Genomic DNA, 18511 nt, shown 5'->3' on the forward strand with positions numbered 1-18511 from the left:
CAAATTGTTGTTCTAAATCAAAGTTACAACACCTATTAGCTTAGCAAGGCTTAATTATTGCTGCCGTTTTGGCCAGTGCGTCACTGTCTAAAATAGTAATAAATTTACCTTCTACCTTTATTAAGTCCGCTTTTTGAAAACGACTTAATAAGCGGCTGATGGTCTCAACGGTTAGGCCTAAGTAGTTACCTATTTCACCACGAGTCATGGTAAATCTAAACTCTTTACGCGAGAACCCGCGCTCGCCAAAGCGCTCCGAAAGGTTATAAATAAAGCTCGCTAGGCGCTCTTCTGCCGATTTTTTATTAAGAAGTAGCAGCATTTCTTGATCGTAGGTAATTTCGCTACTCATTAAACGCATAATTTGTTGGCGAAGTTTGGGTAATTTACCTGCTAACTCATCGAGTGTATCAAACGGGATTTCGCATACCATTGATGTTTCAAGTGCTTGCGAAAAGCTCTGATGAGCCATTTTACTAATAGCATCAAAGCCGACTAAATCGCCGGCTAAGTGAAAACCGGTAATTTGCTCATCACCTTGTTCAGACAATGTGTACGATTTAAATGAGCCTGAGCGTACTGCATAAATTGCATTAAGCGCAGCACCGGATTCAAACAAGTAGTCGCCTTTGTGCAGGGGCTTTTTGCGTTCAATGATTTCGTCAAGTTTATCCATTTCTTGGCCATTTAACGAAAACGGCAAACACAATTGGCTGATGCTGCAGTTGTTACAGCTAATTGCACAATTACTTTTAGCGCGACTTTGAGAGAAATCCATAATTTAATCCGTTTTAATTTTTATACACAGCAGTGAAAATAAACCAAGTGGCTTAATGCCGCTGACGATTAATGTACTAGTTTGTCGGTGGCAATGATCAACAGGTACACACCATACCAAATTATAATACTGCCTAACACAATTCGCGTCCATGGGTGGTTAATAACACTATTAAGTTTTTGGGCGGCCAGGCCTAAGGTGATCATGGCCGGAAAGGTGCCAAGCGCAAAGCAAAGCATCACTAGGGCACCATCAAATGCGCTAGGGCTGGTCATTGCCCATGTGAGCGCTGAATAAACCAAACCACAGGGTAGCCACCCCCACAAAGCGCCGTAACCCAATGCTTTAGCTGTTGAATCTACTGGCATTAAATATTTATTAAGCTTAACTATATGCTGCCAAATAAGTGTTTTGCCTATTTTTTCAAGCCATTGCAAAGTGGGGCCTAAGCGCATTATATACACGCCTACCAGCAGCATAAAAATAGCCGCGATGAATGAAAGGGTTACAGAAAAAAACGTATTTTGCTTTGCAAATTGGCTACTTATACCCGCAACGAGTGCGCCAGCCAGCATGTAGCTACAGGCTCGGCCAAGGTTATAAGCAAATGAATAAATAACAGATTGGCGTTTGTTACTGGCCAATTGCAATGAGCTGGCAATACCACCGCACATGGCAAGGCAATGTCCGCTACCAATTAAGCCCATTAAAAAGGCGCTGGTGTAAAGTGGGTCAATCATTACTTTTGTTGTGTTGTTCTTTATCATCTTCAAACAAAATACTATGACCTTGTTTGTTTAAATCAGAGAATTGCTCGCTTTTAACGGCCCAAAAAAACACGCCAATGGCAATAATCACAAATAATATGGCAATCGGGATTAAAATATAAATTATGCTCATAACTTTAAAAGCCTTAGTGAATTACTAATCACAATAATTGAGCTGGCAGACATACCAATAACGGCCATCCACGGGGCAACAAGCCCAAGCGCTGCAAGCGGTAAAATAGAAGCATTATACAACAAAGACAGCGCCAGGTTTTGCTTAATGATTCGCCTGGTTTGCTTAGCAACTTTGAGTAGGTGCGCAATTGAGGCTAAATCACTGTTTAACAGCACTACATCGGCACTGTTTTTAGAAATGTCGGCACCGGTTTCCATTGCAATGGATAAATGGGCACTGGCAAATACTGGGCTGTCGTTAATGCCATCGCCTACCATGGCAACCACTTCGTTTTGTGATGACCATTGCTCTACGGCGGTTTGTTTATCTTTAGGCGACAGGGCGCTTTGGCTGCTGTTGAGCTTTAATTGTTTTGCTATTTTTTGCCCAGCATCTGATGCATCGCCTGTGAGCATATGACAGCTCAAGTTTTGTGCTTGTAAGGTACTTATAAGCTCATTGGCACCGGGTTTTACTTTATCTATAAAGTAAAAACGAGCAACTACGCGTTTATTTATAAATAGGCTTGCTTGGGCATTTGTTTTTTTACTGTCAAACCAGCCGCTTTTACCAATAGCGTAATGTTCATCTGCGCTTTGTGCACTAATGCCCATACCAGGGTGTACAGTAATGTTTGTAAGGGCAAGCTCGGTGGTGGCGTATTTATTAAATGCACTGGCTATGGGGTGCTCAGAATAACGCTCTAACTGGGCTGCAATATTAAGCGCTTGCTCTTTAGAGATTGTGTCATCGAGTATATCAATGGCATCTAAGCTAAATTTACCTTGTGTGAGGGTGCCTGTTTTATCAAAGGCAAACAGCGTTAATTGCGAGAGGGTTTCGAGCACATGTGCTTGTTTAATTAACACCCCTTTGCGGGTGAGCGTGGCTACAGCGCACGTTAATGCGGTAGGTATAGCAAGGCTAAGCGCGCAAGGGCAAGTGGCAACCAATACAGAAATAGTGATCCAAAACGCGTGCTCTGGGTCAATTTGGTACCAGCCAACGGCCGTTATAGAGGCAAAAACTAGCAAGCAGGCAATAAACCACTGGGCAACTTTATCGGTAATTTCTACCAGTTTAGGGCGCTTGGTAAGCGCAGTGTGTTGCAAGTGTATAATTTGGTTTAGTAGGGTGTTTTGGCCAATTTTATTTATTTTTATTTCTATTACGCCATCGTGATTAACACACCCGGCATATACATTGTGGCCAATAAACTTATTAACGGGCTGATGCTCACCGGTCATCATCGACTCATCAACGCTTGTTTGCCCCTTGATAAGCTCTCCGTCAGCGGGAATAGTTTCGCCAGCTTTTATGAGTACAACATCATTCAGCTTAAGTTTTTTTGCAGCAATAATATGCTCTTGGCCGTTATCATCAAGGGTGCGGGCGGTTAAAGGTAGCAGCTTTTGTAAGTTGGCGGTAAACTCGCTGGCTTTTAATCGGGCCCTAAACTCAAGGTATTTACCTAATAATAATAAAAAGGTAAACATACATACCGATTCAAAATACACTTCGCCTACTTGCATAAATGTGGCATAACAGCTGGCGCTATACGCACCAAAAATAGCCAGCGAAACAGGTAAGTCCATATTTAACTGTTTTGCTTTTAAGCCATTAATAGCATTAGTTAAAAAGGGTAATGCGCTGTATAAAATAACGGGGGAGGCAAGCACTAGGCTTATCCACCTAAAGTATTGCTCAAAGTTATTATCCATACCCGAGAACATGCCAAAGTACATGGCAAAGGCAAACATCATCACTTGCATGGTCATCAGCCCTGCAACACCTAAGCGGCGTATATAGGCTTTTGCTGTTTGTTGCTTTTGTTGGGCTTCGTCATCGGCTTGAAACGGGTAAGCTTTATAGCCAATTTTGGCTAAGGAAGTAATAATTTCGCTTAGCGGGGTTTGGGTTTTATCCCATTGGATCATGGCACGGTTAGTTGAGGTATTAACATCAACGCGCTTTACCGTTTTTAAGCTAAGTAATTGCTTTTCGATAAGCCATGCACACGCGGCGCAGGTAATGCCTTCAACACTTAAAAGTACTTGGGATAAGTTATCGGTTGTGGCTATAAACTCATCTTGTATGTCTTCGTTGTCGTAGCTTTTAATAAGCGCGAGTTGCTCAGGGACTAACTGCTCTACTTTACCAGCGCGTACGGTGCGGTATTTGTAATAGTCGGTCATGCCTTGGTCAACAATGTTTTGCGCAACTGCTTGGCAGCCAATACAGCACATAGGCTGTGGCGTGTTATCTATTGTTACGGTTGCGCGAAATCCATTTGGCACACTTTCAAGGCAATGAAAGCAAGAAACGCTCATAGTGGTGGCTACTTATAATTTGGGGTAACTAACAAAGGCTGCTCTGTAGGAAGAGTAATGTTTTCTTTTAACTTCCAACTATCATCCACCGGCTCTATAAATACAGAGTAAGCACCTGGTGTGTAGTTATCTAAAAGGGCAGTAAATTCTTTATTTGCATTAGGGGTAAGCGTTGCTTCAAAGTCATGCGCTTTGATGGTGCGATGATAAAAAGACAGCTTTAAAGCGTGTACGTTACTATAATCGCCTTTGGTAAAGGCAAAACTGGCACGCTCGTTTGTAACATTAAGCTTGCCATGTAAAAACAGAGCTTTGGCTTTTTCAAACTTAGTAAGTTCTAAGTTTATTGCTTTGCCTTTTTTATAGTAATCATCAACCACCATATCTGGGCCGTTGCCCACAGCAGTAATAATTAAGGTTATGCACCCAATAATGGCCGCTAGCGGAAAAAAGATTAAAAACCAAGGCCAAAAATTTTTATACCACGGAGTAGGTTGCATAGTTGCTCTAAAATTAGTTTAGGTAGGGCTATTTTATAGCAAATATTTGTAAAAGACTAAAAAAAAGCCTCCGACTGGAGGCTTTTTTGATCTGGATTAATCTGTTGAAATAAAAAGATTAATTAATAGTTAACTCGGTGTTTATTTATCTTGCGATAAACTGTAAACATAAGCAGTTAACAGGTGAATTTTATCTTCACCTAAAATGTCTTTCCATGCTGGCATTACACCGGCGCGGCCATGGTTAAGGGTTTCTTCAACAGCGCGTTGAGAGCCACCGTATAACCAAATGTTATCTGTAAGATTTGGTGCACCAAACGGTAAGTTATGTGCAACAGAGCCTTTACCATCTGCACCGTGACACGCGGCACACATCGCAAACTTAGCGGCACCTGCAGCGGCATCTTTTTGGTTAACAGTACGACCAGACAAGCTAAGTACGTGCGCTGTCATTTCTTTAACGCCTTGCTCACCAAGTGCTGCACTCCAAGAAGGCATTGCTGCTACACGACCATAAAGAAGTGTTTCTTTAATTTTGTCTGGTGAACCACCGTATAACCAATCTTTATCAGTTAGGTTAGGGAAGCCAGTTGCACCACGTGCATCTGAACCATGACATTGAGCACAGTTTTGCGAGAATAAACGCTGACCAATTTCAAGTGCTAACTGGCCGTCTGTTTGTTCATGCTTTTCGCCATTTTCAAGGGCTACTTGCTGCGCTGCATCACCTTCAAATTTAGAGTTAACTAAATCTAATACTGGTACTTGTGCAAGCTTGTTAAAAATAGGACCAAAGCGCTCTTGTGCTGCTTCGTATTCTTTATCAAGCTTTACATAGCGGCCTTCTTCTTTTGCTTTAGCCGTAGCTTCTTTAGATTCAGCTAAAGAGGTAATACCTTGGTTAGAGCTTGTCCATTTACCTAAGCCTTCCCAGTTACCTAAACCTGGATAAGCTGCTAAGTAATATACCGACCAAATAAATGTTGCGAAGAACATGTACGTCCACCATTTTGGTAGTGGATTATTTAGTTCGGTAATGCCGTCATATTCATGTCCGCAGTCTTCACCTTCTTTTACGCCAGCATAGTTTTTAAGGTTCCAAACTAATAAGCTAAAAATGATGATTAAGCAGGCTAGGGTTAATACAATAACCCAAATACTCCAAAAGCTAGTCATTTTTCAGACTCCTTTTCCTCGTTAGAGAGTGTGTTGTTATGTTTTTTTTCATCTTCGAAAATGGCATTAGCAGCGTCATCAAAACGATTTTTGCTACGCTTGCTGTATGCCCATACAACAATCACAATAAACAATACTAAAATTACCAGAGTCAAAATGCCTCTGTATGTTCCGTAATCCATAATAATTACTTCAAGTGGGTGCCAAGTTGCTGTAAATACGCGATTAGGGCTTGCATTTCTGTTGCGCCTTCGCCGTTATTCATAGCGTTAACTTTATCAACATCTGCTTGTAGCTCTTCGTCGCTGCCATAACCTAAACCCGGGTGTTTAGGGTTTTCTGGGTTAATAGCAAAAGTATCACGGAAAATTTGTAGTTTTTTCAGAGTCAGGCTGGTATCAACCTTTGTCTCTGCTAACCAAGGAAAACCTGGCATGTTCGACTCAGGAACCACGGCGCGTGGGTCAACTAAGTGTGCATAATGCCAATCGTCCGAGTAACGGTTACCTACACGTGCAAGGTCAGGACCAGTACGTTTAGAACCCCATTGGAAAGGGTGATCCCATACTGATTCGCCCGCTACAGAGTAGTGACCGTAACGCTCAACTTCATCACGAAAAGGACGAATCATTTGTGAGTGACAGTTATAACAACCTTCACGTACATAAATGTCACGACCTTCCATTTCAAGCGCGTTAAGTGGGCGCAAACCTTCTACAGGTTTTGTTGTATCGTCTTGGAACATTAGCGGAGTAATTTCAACTAATGCACCAAAACTAATAGCAAAAACAGTCAGAATAGCCATTAGGCCAACGTTCTTTTCTACTATTTCATGTTTGTTTTGTGAATTTTTATTGCTCATCATCTCACTCCGTTATGCTAATTGTGCTTGCGCGTCTAACTTCAGTGATTCTTTCTCAGCTGAAATTGTACGCAGAACGTTATAAGCCATAACTAACATACCTGTAACGATGAATACACCGCCTACAAAGCGCATAATGTAGAAAGGATGTGATGCTTCTAAAGACTGAACAAAGCTGTACATTAGTGTACCGTCAGAGTTAACTGCGCGCCACATTAGACCTTGCATAACACCTGAGATCCACATTGCAACAATGTAAAGTACAACACCTACAGTGTGTAACCAAAAGTGCGTGTTAACCAATTTAACGCTGTACATACGACCTTGTGCGAATAACGCAGGAATAAGGTGGTAAATAGCACCAATTGAAATCATCGCAACCCAACCTAGTGCACCTGAGTGTACGTGGCCGATAGTCCAATCTGTGTAGTGAGATAATGCATTTACAGATTTAATTGCCATCATTGGGCCTTCAAACGTAGACATACCGTAGAAAGACAATGAAACAACTAAGAAACGCAGTACTGGGTCGGTACGTAGCTTATGCCAAGCGCCAGAAAGCGTCATTATACCGTTAATCATGCCACCCCAAGACGGTACAAATAGGATAATAGACATAACCATACCTAAACTTTGCGTCCAATCAGGAAGCGCAGTGTAGTGAAGGTGGTGAGGACCTGCCCAAATGTAAAGTGAAATAAGTGCCCAAAAGTGAACTACCGATAAACGGTAAGAGTAAACTGGGCGACCTGCTTGCTTTGGTACAAAGTAGTACATCATACCTAAGAAACCAGCCGTTAGTAGGAAACCTACAGCGTTGTGACCGTACCACCACTGAACCATAGCATCTACCGCACCTGCGTAGATTGAGTATGATTTAGTTAATGACACAGGCACTGCCATGCTGTTTACAATGTGTAGCACTGCAACAGTAATAATAAAGCCAGCGTAAAACCAGTTAGCAACGTAGATGTGCGATACTTTACGTTTGATCAGCGTACCAAAAAATACCACTGCGTAAACTATCCATACTACTGCGATTAAAATATCGATTGGCCACTCAAGCTCTGCATATTCTTTAGAGCTAGTAATACCCAGTGGTAATGTAATTACGGCTAATACAATAACAAGCTGCCAACCCCAAAAAGAGAAAGCGGCGAGTTTGTCTGAGAAAAGGCGCGTTTGACAAGTACGTTGAACGACGTAATAAGACGTCGCAAAAAGTGCACTGGTACCAAATGCGAAAATTACTGCGTTCGTGTGTAACGGACGTAGTCGAGAGTATGTTAACCATGGTGTATCAAAGTTAAGTGCTGGCCAAGCTAATTGGGCAGCAATCAGAACCCCAATACTCATGCCAACGATGCCCCAAATCACTGTCATAATAGCGAATTGGCGTACAACTTTATAGTTATACTCAGTTTGTGATGCTACTGTTTGGCTCATTTTCTGGCTTCCGCTGCAATAAATGCGTTTAGAAATGAATTACCCACCGTTTAAAGTGGGGCCTACTATTTTCCCCAAGCGTATTACCTAAAACGTTCAAAGCCTGAATGCTTCAGAAAACAAACTCGAGAAACCCTTATTTTTTGCGGGTGAAATGATAAATTTTTTGGCCTAAAAAAGATAGGTCAATTACATAAAATTATGACATCAATCAAAGTTTGTGAGTTTGTTGTTTATTTTTTGATACAGATTGTACCTATATTAACCAAACATCACACTGGCTATTGTTATTTCAAAGCATGCTAATTAAGATTTGTTTTTATTTAGCGCGGATTTGTTATGCATATATATAGATTATCTTTGTTTTTAATGCTGTTTTTGGTATTAACAGGCTGTGACAATGCCAATCAAAAAGATCAAAAAGCACTGTTAAAAACAAATTGCGACACGAATCAGCGCTGTATTTATAACACCGGTGTTAAAGTATGGTTAAGTGATAAAATTATTACCCCCGAAACCCCCTTTAGTATTTACCTTGATTTACCCGCCCACCTAAAAATAGATAACGCTAAGCTTGAAAGTATAACCATGTATATGGGTTTTATTCCGCAAAAGTTCACTAAAGAAGCAACTATTTATAAAAGTGACACTATGGTGGGCATATGCTCTGAGAAAAATATGCTGTGGCAACTGGTGCTTAATTTAAGCAATGTTCAAACTGGTGAGAAAATCACTCACTTTTATAATTTTTATGTGACGTATTAAGGTACCTTTTTCCTGCCAATCATTTTTTTAGCTGGCGCATAACAAAAATCAGCTATTAATAAGGTATTACTATAATAAGGCACTACTATTAAGCGGTACGCCTTTTATATGCAGCGCTGCAATAGTAGGTGTATAAAATTGTATTTAAAGCACTAACACACATTTAAACCTCTTTGCTGCCTTGTATGCTGTAACCTTTTTTTTCATTCTCATCTGTTTTATGTTGGTGTGCTTACTCGTTCTTGTTATGGAGTGAATTGCCTTACGGTAATGGGGGGGCTTCGTAATGTTTATAGTAAAAGCGTATTACTTGCATTACTGGGCATGTAAAAAAGTAAATCCTGCTTACTTTAATGATAACTATTTTAATAAAGCTAAACGCCCTCAATTTAAGACCCTCTAATGATTTGCTAAATCAAATAACTCCTCCCATTCCGAGCAAACGTTGAAGTCTCGCTGAACAAAAAATATTGCCAAAAAAACTAAATAAATAGCTTAATAAGACTATTTAAGCGGTAAATCTGCATATTTATGGTTATTAATTTTATTACAGCTTTACGGTTTTACTAATGCGCTGTGATTAATATGTTAATTTTTCTAAAAAGGGTATATTTATCCATTAATTACATTTGATTACAATCTGCATAACTTTGATTTCAGGTGTGTTTTAATTGCTTTGTATTAGTTTTATCTCAATGATTTTTAATTGTTTTTTTTAGTTAACACTGCAACAAGTTATAACCTTTGTACCTTTTTTGGTTGTTCTTTTTTGGTGTTGTATATATAACGATCTTCCATTAAGTTTTTGTTCAGTTAACTCAGCCTAAGTTGCCCCCCTGACTCACAATTCTTATAAAAAGTGAGCATTACCAATCAAGGTAAATTTCCAACAAGTAGGGTTTATTCATGAAAAAATCAACTCTTGGTTTAGCTGTAATCGCAGCAATCCCAATGTTCTCAAGTATGCAAGTAGTAGCGGCCGAAGATGGCGCAAACGCTATTGAAAAAATTCAAGTAACGGGTTCTCGCATTAAGCGTTCGGATATGGAAAACGCCAGTCCAGTTACATTAATTGGTGCAGACGATATTAAAGCAATGGGTGCAACAAGCATCGATAGCGTATTACAAAAGATGACTGCTACTGGCGGTGCAATGACCAACCCAGGTATTAACAATGGTTCGGGTGGTAATGCTTCTATCGATTTACGTGGTTTAGGTTCACAACGTACATTAGTACTTGTAAATGGCCGTCGTATGATCAACTCGGGCACAGGCGCTGCTTCTACTGTCGATTTAAATACTATCCCTGTTTCTATGATTAAATCGGTTGAAGTACTTAAAGATGGGGCATCTGCTGTTTATGGTACTGATGCGGTTGCTGGTGTTGTGAATATCATTTTAAAAGATGATTTCGAAGGCCTAGACATGAATGCTAACACAGCAATCACTGGCGAAGGCGATGCTACAGAAAATTCAGTTGACTTCACTGTAGGTACTTCATTCGATAAAGGTAATATTGTTATCGGTATGCAGTACACTGACCGTGGTAAAGCATCGCAGGCAGATCGTAGCTTTTCTAACTGCCCACTTGCTGAAGGCTCTAACGGACTTTACTGTACAGGGTCTTCATATAACGAAGGCGGTCACATTTGGAACGGTAATGGTGAAAAAGGTACCACCGTTGATGCTAGCGGTAAAGATATTAGTGTTTCATTAATTGATGACTCTGGTGTTACTGGTCGTGGTGGCGATTATCATCGTTACACTAATGAAGATGCTTACAACTATTCTCCTTCAAGCTATCTTTACACGCCAATGGAGCGCTTAAACTTAACTGGTCTTGCTACTTATGAGCTATCTGATGACACAAGTTTATTTGCTGAGTTTACTTATACTAAACGTTGGTCAGAGCAGCAAATGGCGCCTCAGCCAGTATGGTTCGATTTTGAATATACAGAAGATATGGGTGATTCACTTCTAAGTCAAAGCTATGATAATCGTGTTGACTTAGATGGCGATGGCTACTTAGATAAAGATGCAAATGGAAATTACGTCACGCAAGAAACTAACTACCAATACGGTGATAAAATTTCTTACGGACGTCGCATGTCTGATACAGGTGCACGTTATTTTGAACAGTCAGTTGATACAGTAAGAGCTGTTGTTGGTGCTCAGGGTTTCATTAGTGATTACTCTTGGGACATATCAGCTAACTTTGGTCGTAACGATTCAGTTGATAAGCTAAGTAATCTTCATAATATGGGTGCCATTCAAGATCAGATCTTAGAGGGAACTTTTAACCCACTTGATCAAAATGCATGGACATCTGAAGATTTCCGTAAAAATGTTTACACTGAAGTAAACAATGGTGGTAGTCAGTTATTTATCTTAGCAGCATCTGTTTCAGGTGAAATGTTTGAAATGCCAGCTGGTTATGCAGCGTTTGCAGCAGGTGTTGAACGTCGCCAAGAAAAGGCGTGGTATACGCCTGACTCGCTTACAGCTCAAGGCTTAGCTAATGATCCTATGGTAGAACCAACATCAGGTGGTTTTGATGTAAATGAAGCTTATGTGGAATTTGCTATCCCATTACTTGCAGATGCGCCTTTTGCTCAAAATGTAGAGCTAAGTGCTGCAATTCGTGCTTTTGATTACAGTACTTTTGGTTCTGATGAAACATGGAAACTAGGTCTTACATGGAAAGTAAATGACGAATTAATGTTGCGTAGTGTTGTTTCTACAGCTTTCCGTGCTCCAACAGTATCTGAACTTTACTCTGGTAATTCACCTTCTTTCGAGCAAATTAGTTACCCTGGCGCTCAGGAGCAGGCAGAAGTAACTGTAGGTGGTAATGACCAATTAACACCTGAAGAAGCAGATACACTAACGGCAGGTATTGTTTATGAGCCGCAGTGGCTTGATGGCTTCTCGATGACATTGGATTATTACAAAATCGAAATTGAGAATGCGATTGCGTCTGTTGATAATCAATACATTGTTGATCAATGCTTAAATAATGCTGGTAATTCAAGCTCTGCTTTATGCCAATCTTCTAATGTGTCAATGGATGCGACTGGTCGAGTTAAGTTTAATAACCAGCTACAAAATATTGGTGCAGAGGAAACATCTGGCATCGATTTAAACTTAGCGTATAGCTTCGAAGCTGCTGGCTTAAATTGGAAAGCCGGGTTAGATACAACTTATTTAGATGAATATGTAGTAACTGTACTTGATGAGACAGTAGATTATGCGGGTCTTATTACATCAGGTTCTGGTGGGTATGCAGATATTAAATCTAATTTAACACTAAATGTATCAGGCGATCGTTGGGATGCACAGTATCAAGCGCGTTATATTGCTGGTATGGATAGCTACTCTTGTTTAGATGATGCTGACAGCTGTTATGCACCTACGACTCCTTCTGTCGTTTATCACGATATTAGCGGTAGCTTCTTAGTTAATGATAGCCTGTCTCTATCTGCGGGTATCAACAACTTATTTGATAAGCAACCTCCTTACTACACAGGTAACAACGATTCTAACACTGACCCGTACACATACGATGTACTAGGCCGTCGTTTCTTTGCTGGTGTAAACGTTAAGTTTTAATTAGCACATTAATCGTATTAAGGCTCAGTGTTTACTGGGCCTTTTTTATTGAACAAAATTAAGGAGACCAGTACACTTATACACTCAATAAAAGGAGAGTTGTTTGATAAAACAAGACGAAAATTTATCTTTTGTCATAGAACCAGAGTTATCCCCTCGCTCTGAGCAGCGTATCGACCTGTATTTTTCTATACCCAATGAAATGGGTATAAACGTGCAAACCCTCAGTGAAGAGTCTTATTTTAATAACCACTTTAAATCGCACTTAGCTTATAACGCTAAAAATATACACTTACCCTTAGTGCGTAGCCGCTTTGTTAGTAAAAACAAAGGTGAGCAACAAGATTACCGCCAAAACCTTAATTTGTACTGTTATCAGGTGCGTTTAGCGCTCGACGCTGATATTAAAGATGCATTAAAAATTCAAGAAGTGGATGCTTTTTATGCCCGTGCACAAGAGCTGTTTGAGCAAAGTGAAGGGCTGCTAAAAAAGCTGCGCAGATATACCCCCGATGATGAAAAACTGGTGCCGTTTTACACCAATGCCGATAACTATTTAAGTTGGCATGTTGAGCAGTCGTTTTTAAAGCTATTAGATGAAGGCCCGCGCAGCAGTGACTTTGCGAAAGAGCGCAACGACTTACTGCAATTTTGTAAAAACGAAAATACATACCGGTTTGAGCAAAATTACAACTCAGAAACCACGTTGCAAGATGGTAACCGCATTACAAATAAAATGCGTTTACTGCAGCGCCTAATAGAGCACGGCGTTATTTTGCATCGCAATACGCGTTATTTAAATAGTTACCTAAAGCGTTTAGTAAAAGGCACGGTTACAGCTGTCATTATGGCATTTGTAATGGTGGTTATACTTAACGCGCGCTCAACCTTTACCGAAGTGACCGCTACCCTTATTTTAATATTAGGGGTTATTTACGGCTTGCGAGAAATATTTAAAGAAGACATTACGCGGGTAATTTGGCGCGCTATTGTGCGCGGGCGTCCTAAATGGCGGTTTGTATTTAAAAACAGCATCACTAAAGACCGCGTTGCAAGTCAGTTTGTGTGGCTTGAGTATATGCGTTTTAAAAAAATCCCTAGTGAAGTAAAAACAATATTTTCAAAAAGGCGTCAGCAAAACAAGCTAGCTGCGCAGTGGCTGCACTTTGCCAGTGAAACACGTGTTTCTGCTAAAGAGTTTTTACCAGGCTACGATACTCTACAGCAAAGTATGCGTTTTAATTTGGCGCCCTTTGCACGGTATTTAAAACGCGGTGAGGGCAAGCTGTATCATCTAGATGGTAATAAAATATCAAAGCAAGCGGTTGAAAGGCGCTACCAGTTAAATTTGGTGATGGTATTAAAAGACGAGGAAAGAACTTTATACCAGCGTTACAAAATAACCCTTAATCGCAGTAAAATAGTTAATATTGAACTTATTTACTCTAAAAAATAGAAAATAAAAAAGGGATAGCAACGGCTATCCCTTAGTGTCATGTAAATTTACCTAATTTAACGCAGTATTACTGTGTAATACCGTGCTTAGAATAAATAGTTACCTTGTCTGAAACGAGTGTTATTTCAATGTTTTTAGACTCATCACCCCATACACAATTAGTATGTAGGGCTTTTTCTACGCAGTTATCAGCAGAGCCTAAAATAGCTTCTACTTCGGCTTTATCCATGCCAACTTCAATTTTTTCGTAGTTTTCTAGGCTTACTTTTGAACAAGCTGCCAGGCTTAGCGTTGCTGCGATGATCAGGAGTTTTTTCATTGTTATGTCCTATTGATTTAGTGTTTATACTTTCGTATTTGTACAATCATGCCCATACGAGGATGATCAAAGTAATGGATTTCACCACTAATTACACGTTTAAATTGTGAAAAGCGGGCCGATTCTATATCCCCATTAGGTAGTTTTTCGTTTACGTCAAAATCAGCGGTTATGTACAGGTAGTGGCGTAAATGTATTTTAAATAAACCATCTAGCTCCCAATAGCTTAGGGGCTGCTCTGAGGTATTAAATAGCTGTGGCTTACTTTGTACTAGGCTAATAAAGTCGGGATTTGAATAATTAGGCGTAGTGTTAACGTCGCGTTTTATATGATCACCAGAAATTAAATGTACGCTTGGCGCACGCGATTTACTTGCCCCTTCAAAGCGCCAGCCGGTATGTAGTAGCGGGGCTAAACCTTTTCTGTCTAAAGCGCGGCGCTGGGCAGTAAATTGTAATTGCTCAGGTGCGAGTAAATAGGGCTCATCCATCGTATCTTGTGCCGGTGCTAATGGCGTAACGGGCAACTCGTCGTAACTTTTCATAAAGTCGATACTGTTATCACACACACCCGATTGTGGGTTGGCATTAACTAAAGAATCGGTAAACGAGCGTTTTTGAAAGCGACTATCGCCATCTATACATGCCTGCATAGCTTGCTCTGTGTATAAAGGGGTGAGTAGCTCTAACGTATTTTTCGCCTTAATGGGCTCGTGCTTTAAGCTAAAGTCTTCTTGTAAATAGGGGGCAGGGCGCTGTTTAAATACCAGCACTTCTACTTCAAACCAACGTTCTGCAAATGCGGTGCTGCTAAATAAGCAACATAACACGATAAGCGATTTTTTTAGCAACATTAATGGCTAACCTTTTTTTCGAAATCTGCAATCATTGCAGTGACCATTTTTAAGCGTTCACGAGGGTTTGCCTCATTAATCGCAAAGCGCAATTTATTTGCGCCATCCATTTTGTACACATGGGGTGCACTTTGTATCAAGCCTATGATGAAGCTAGGATTAACCTTCGTATTTTGGCTAAATTCAAAGTAGCCCCCTTTAGGGTTTGCCTCTATTTTTGTAATTCCTAAATCGCTAGCACGCATTTTTAGTTGCTGCATACTAAATAGGTTTTTAGTGGCATCAGGTAATAAACCAAAGCGGTCTATTAGCTCTACTTGTAATTCGTCCATATCGGCAAGGTTAGCACAACTTGCAATGCGCTTGTACATACCTAAACGCGCATTAACATCGTGTATGTAATCATCAGGTAGTAAGGCAGGGAGTTTTAAATCAACTTCAGTTTGCTGCTGAAGCAGGTTTTCAAGCGTTGGCTCTTTACCATTTTTAAGGGCATTAACCGCTTGCTCTAGCATTTCCATATACAAGCTAAAGCCAATGGTTTGCATTTGCCCTGATTGATCGTCGCCTAATAGCTCACCCGCACCACGTATTTCTAAATCATGTGTAGCAAGGGCAAAACCTGCGCCTAAATCTTCCAACGACTCAATTGCTTGTAAGCGTTTGGTGGCATCTTTAGAAAGTGCTTTAGCATCGCCGGTTAATAAATAAGCATACGCTTGGTGGTGGCTTCGCCCAACACGACCGCGTAATTGGTGTAATTGCGCAAGGCCAAGTTTATCGGCTCTGTCCATAATAATAGTATTAGCAGTAGGCACATCAATACCGGTTTCGATAATGGTGGTACATACCAGTACATTGTATTTTTGATGATAAAAGTCTGTCATTATTTGCTCAAGCTCTTGCTCGCGCATTTGCCCATGAGCAGAGGTGACACTAGCCTCTGGCACCCATTCGCTGATCTCTTGCGAGACTCGCTCAATAGTCTCAACATTGTTATGCAAAAAGTACACTTGGCCGCCGCGTTTAATTTCACGCAGTATGGCTTCGCGTATTAAGTCGCTGTCGCGTTGGCGTACAAAGGTTTTAACTGCTAAACGCTTAGCAGGTGGGGTGGCAATAATTGATAAATCACGCATGCCGCTCATCGCCATATTTAAAGTACGCGGAATAGGCGTTGCTGTAAGCGTTAATATATCTACATCAGCACGTAATGACTTTATTTTTTCTTTTTGGCGCACACCAAAGCGGTGCTCTTCATCAACAATTAGTAAACCTAAGTCGTTAAATTTAATATCTTGCTGAATTAACTTATGTGTTCCAATAACGATATCAAGTTTACCGTCGGCCATTTTTTCAAGCGTGTCTTTTTGCTCTTTAGTCGAATTAAAGCGCGACAACACTCCCACTTCGATAGGGAAATCGGCAAAGCGGTCTTTAAAGTTTTCATAATGTTGCTGAGCCAGCAGGGTGGTTGGTACTAATACGGCTACTTGTTTGTTATCGTTAACTGCTACAAACGCGGCGCGCATAGCCACTTCTGTTTTACCAAAGCCTACATCACCACACACTAATCGGTCCATAGCAAGTTTTGATTGCATATCACCAAGTACGGCTTCAATGGCATTACGCTGATCGTCGGTTTCTTCAAATGGAAAGCTGTCGCTAAATTGGCGATAGCTTTGCCCATCGAGTGCAAATTTGTTACCTGGTTTTGCTTGGCGCTGTGCGTAAATATCTAACAGCTCCGCGGCTACGTCGCGTACTTTTTCGGCGGCCCGCTTTTTGGCTTTCTCCCAGGCATCTGAGCCAAGTTTATGAAGCGGGGCGCTTGCTTCTTCACCGCCTGAATAACGGCTTAGCATATGCAGTGCCGATACCGGCACATACAGTTTTGCTTCACCGGCATAGGTAATGGTAACAAACTCAGTGATTACCCCTGCCGCGTCAATTGTTTGCAGGCCTTGATAGCGACCAACACCGTGATCAAGGTGAACAATTGGCTGGCCCTCTTTAAGCTCGGCTAAGTTACGAATTAACGCATCTTGGCTTGCTTCGTATTTATGTTTACGGCGCCTGCGTTGCGACACCTTAATACCTAACAGCTCTTGCTCGGTAATAATAGAAAGGCTAGGTTTTGTGCCCAGTACAACACTTTGCTCAAGAGGGCTTACAATTAAGCCTACATCGCTTTGGCTTTGTGTAAATTGCTGTAAGCTTTCAAATTCTTTAAACTTTAAGCCGCTTGGTTTAAGCACGCTTAATAAAGACTCGCGGCGACCATCAGACTCAACACTTAATAAAATACGGCTTTTTTTCTTTTTTTGTTCTGCCACATAGTTAATAAACGCGCCGTAGGGTTCGTGTTGTTTATGATCGATTCTTACTGCGGGCAGCTCGCTCACATTTAAGTTTTTATTGCCTGCTTTAGTGGGTAATTTAGCTTGCGATAAGCGTATTCGTGAAAACTCACCTAAATTAGAAAACAACTCATTAATAGGTTGATACAACTCGCTGGGCGCCAGTAGTGGACGCAGGGGATCTACTTTTCGGTTTTCGTAGCGTACGTTTACATCGTGCCAAAAGGTATCTGCGGCGTGTTCTAAGTCACCTAGTTGCATAACCGTAGTGGTGTTTGGCAAGTAATCAAAAATGGTGGCAAGCTTTTCAAAAAACAGCGGCATGTAGTATTCAATACCGGCAGGCCAAGTACCTTTGCTTACTTGCATGTAAACAGAGTCTTGCTCTGAACTGGCACCAAATTTATCGCGATAATTTATTCTAAAACGCTCAACGTCTGCTTCGTTGGTTGGAAATTCATGCGCGGGAAGTAACTCAATTTTCTCTACTTTTTCATCTGAGCGCTGGGTTTCTACGTCAAATAAACGAATAGAGTCGAGTTCATCGTCAAAAAAGTCGAGCCTAAATGGGTGAACACTGCCCATTGGATACAAATCAACAATAGAGCCACGTATTGCGTATTCGCCGTGCTCCATTACTTGTTGTACGTTTAAATATCCTGCTTGTTCTAAATTACTGCGCAGGTTATGGGTGTCGAGTTTATCGCCTACTTTAAAATTAAGGGTAGAGCCATAAATAAACGAAGCAGGCGCAGTACGTAGCATTAACGTAGATACAGGCACTATAAGTACGCTTTGCTGCTCGTTTTTTAAAGTGTTTAAAGTGGCTAAGCGCGCTGAAATAATATCTTGGTGCGGAGAGAAATGGTCATACGGCAAGGTTTCCCAATCAGGAAATACCATTACCGGGTTATCTGGCAATAAGTATTCGAGCTCGGTTTCAAGCCGTAATGCGCTTGGCGTATCTGGCGTAACTATAAGCACTAAATCGTTTTGCTGTTTTACACCTTCTGCAATGGCTATACTTAGTGCACTGCCAGTTAGCTGCCCCCATTGAATTTTATCTTTTTGAGATTTTACCCACGGCAAGGCTGCCCATTGCTCAAACGCCATT

Annotated in this window: 15 protein-coding genes; 3 read left to right on the forward strand and 12 right to left on the reverse strand. The window is 40.9% G+C overall.

Annotated elements, in window-relative coordinates:
• Window positions 1–40: 40 nt before the first annotated feature.
• The 9 genes from CWB60_RS03650 to ccoN all read right to left on the reverse strand — a co-directional run bounded on the left by CWB60_RS03650 (window position 41) and on the right by ccoN (window position 8034).
• Window positions 41–778 (reverse strand): FNR family transcription factor, encoded by a 738-nt coding sequence (locus CWB60_RS03650; RefSeq protein WP_024032585.1) that lies wholly within the window; start codon window positions 776–778, stop codon window positions 41–43.
• A gap of 68 nt (window positions 779–846) precedes the next feature.
• Window positions 847–1518: a sulfite exporter TauE/SafE family protein gene (locus CWB60_RS03655; RefSeq protein WP_138579712.1), complete on the reverse strand. Its 672-nt coding sequence runs from the start codon at window positions 1516–1518 to the stop codon at window positions 847–849.
• Window positions 1511–1678, reverse strand: a complete 168-nt coding sequence (gene ccoS, locus CWB60_RS03660) for a cbb3-type cytochrome oxidase assembly protein CcoS (RefSeq protein WP_002963071.1) — start codon at window positions 1676–1678, stop codon at window positions 1511–1513. The genes CWB60_RS03655 and ccoS overlap by 8 nt, the downstream gene beginning before the upstream one ends.
• Window positions 1675–4050 carry a heavy metal translocating P-type ATPase gene (locus CWB60_RS03665; RefSeq protein WP_138579713.1) on the reverse strand — a complete coding sequence of 792 codons (2376 nt, stop codon included), beginning with the start codon at window positions 4048–4050 and terminating at the stop codon, window positions 1675–1677. Before CWB60_RS03665 ends, ccoS begins: the two co-directional genes overlap by 4 nt.
• An 8-nt stretch (window positions 4051–4058) precedes the next feature.
• A complete protein-coding gene (locus tag CWB60_RS03670; protein WP_138579714.1) occupies window positions 4059–4550 on the reverse strand; it encodes a FixH family protein in 492 nt (163 codons plus the stop codon).
• A gap of 141 nt (window positions 4551–4691) precedes the next feature.
• Complete coding sequence (gene ccoP / locus CWB60_RS03675; protein ID WP_054982343.1) at window positions 4692–5726, reverse strand: cytochrome-c oxidase, cbb3-type subunit III; 1035 nt, start codon at window positions 5724–5726, stop codon at window positions 4692–4694.
• Entirely contained in the window at window positions 5723–5908 is a 186-nt protein-coding gene (locus tag CWB60_RS03680) for a CcoQ/FixQ family Cbb3-type cytochrome c oxidase assembly chaperone (protein ID WP_004588824.1), read from the reverse strand. The genes ccoP and CWB60_RS03680 overlap by 4 nt, the downstream gene beginning before the upstream one ends.
• A 5-nt stretch (window positions 5909–5913) precedes the next feature.
• Window positions 5914–6588, reverse strand: a complete 675-nt coding sequence (gene ccoO / locus CWB60_RS03685; RefSeq protein ID WP_004588825.1) for a cytochrome-c oxidase, cbb3-type subunit II — start codon at window positions 6586–6588, stop codon at window positions 5914–5916.
• A 12-nt stretch (window positions 6589–6600) separates the two neighbouring features.
• Window positions 6601–8034 carry a cytochrome-c oxidase, cbb3-type subunit I gene (ccoN, locus tag CWB60_RS03690; protein ID WP_004588826.1) on the reverse strand — a complete coding sequence of 478 codons (1434 nt, stop codon included), beginning with the start codon at window positions 8032–8034 and terminating at the stop codon, window positions 6601–6603.
• 339 nt (window positions 8035–8373) lie between these two features.
• Between ccoN and CWB60_RS03695 the strand changes: the two genes are divergently transcribed.
• The 3 genes from CWB60_RS03695 (at window position 8374) to CWB60_RS03705 (ending at window position 13864) form a co-directional block, all read left to right on the forward strand.
• Complete coding sequence (locus tag CWB60_RS03695) at window positions 8374–8799, forward strand: hypothetical protein (protein ID WP_138579715.1); 426 nt, start codon at window positions 8374–8376, stop codon at window positions 8797–8799.
• Between the two features lie 906 nt (window positions 8800–9705).
• Window positions 9706–12408, forward strand: coding sequence for a TonB-dependent receptor (locus CWB60_RS03700; RefSeq protein WP_138579716.1), 2703 nt, complete (start codon window positions 9706–9708; stop codon window positions 12406–12408).
• A 103-nt stretch (window positions 12409–12511) separates the two neighbouring features.
• Window positions 12512–13864, forward strand: coding sequence for a hypothetical protein (locus tag CWB60_RS03705; protein ID WP_024032591.1), 1353 nt, complete (start codon window positions 12512–12514; stop codon window positions 13862–13864).
• Window positions 13865–13931: 67 nt separating this feature from the next.
• On the opposite strand, the gene CWB60_RS03710 is transcribed toward CWB60_RS03705, so the two are convergent.
• Genes CWB60_RS03710 through mfd form a run of 3 tightly spaced genes read right to left on the reverse strand, consistent with a single transcriptional unit; the run spans window position 13932 to window position 18510 of the window.
• Window positions 13932–14183, reverse strand: a complete 252-nt coding sequence (locus CWB60_RS03710; RefSeq protein ID WP_138579717.1) for a DUF3862 domain-containing protein — start codon at window positions 14181–14183, stop codon at window positions 13932–13934.
• A 17-nt stretch (window positions 14184–14200) separates the two neighbouring features.
• Window positions 14201–15037, reverse strand: a complete 837-nt coding sequence (locus CWB60_RS03715) for a peptidoglycan binding protein CsiV (protein ID WP_138579718.1) — start codon at window positions 15035–15037, stop codon at window positions 14201–14203.
• The gene (gene mfd / locus CWB60_RS03720; protein WP_138579719.1) at window positions 15037–18510 is read right to left on the reverse strand and encodes a transcription-repair coupling factor; all 3474 of its coding nucleotides are present in this window, start codon (window positions 18508–18510) and stop codon (window positions 15037–15039) included. Before mfd ends, CWB60_RS03715 begins: the two co-directional genes overlap by 1 nt.
• Window position 18511 lies beyond the last annotated feature (1 nt).

It is taken from the genome of Pseudoalteromonas sp. S327 (genome assembly GCF_005886415.1).
GTDB lineage: Bacteria > Pseudomonadota > Gammaproteobacteria > Enterobacterales > Alteromonadaceae > Pseudoalteromonas > Pseudoalteromonas atlantica.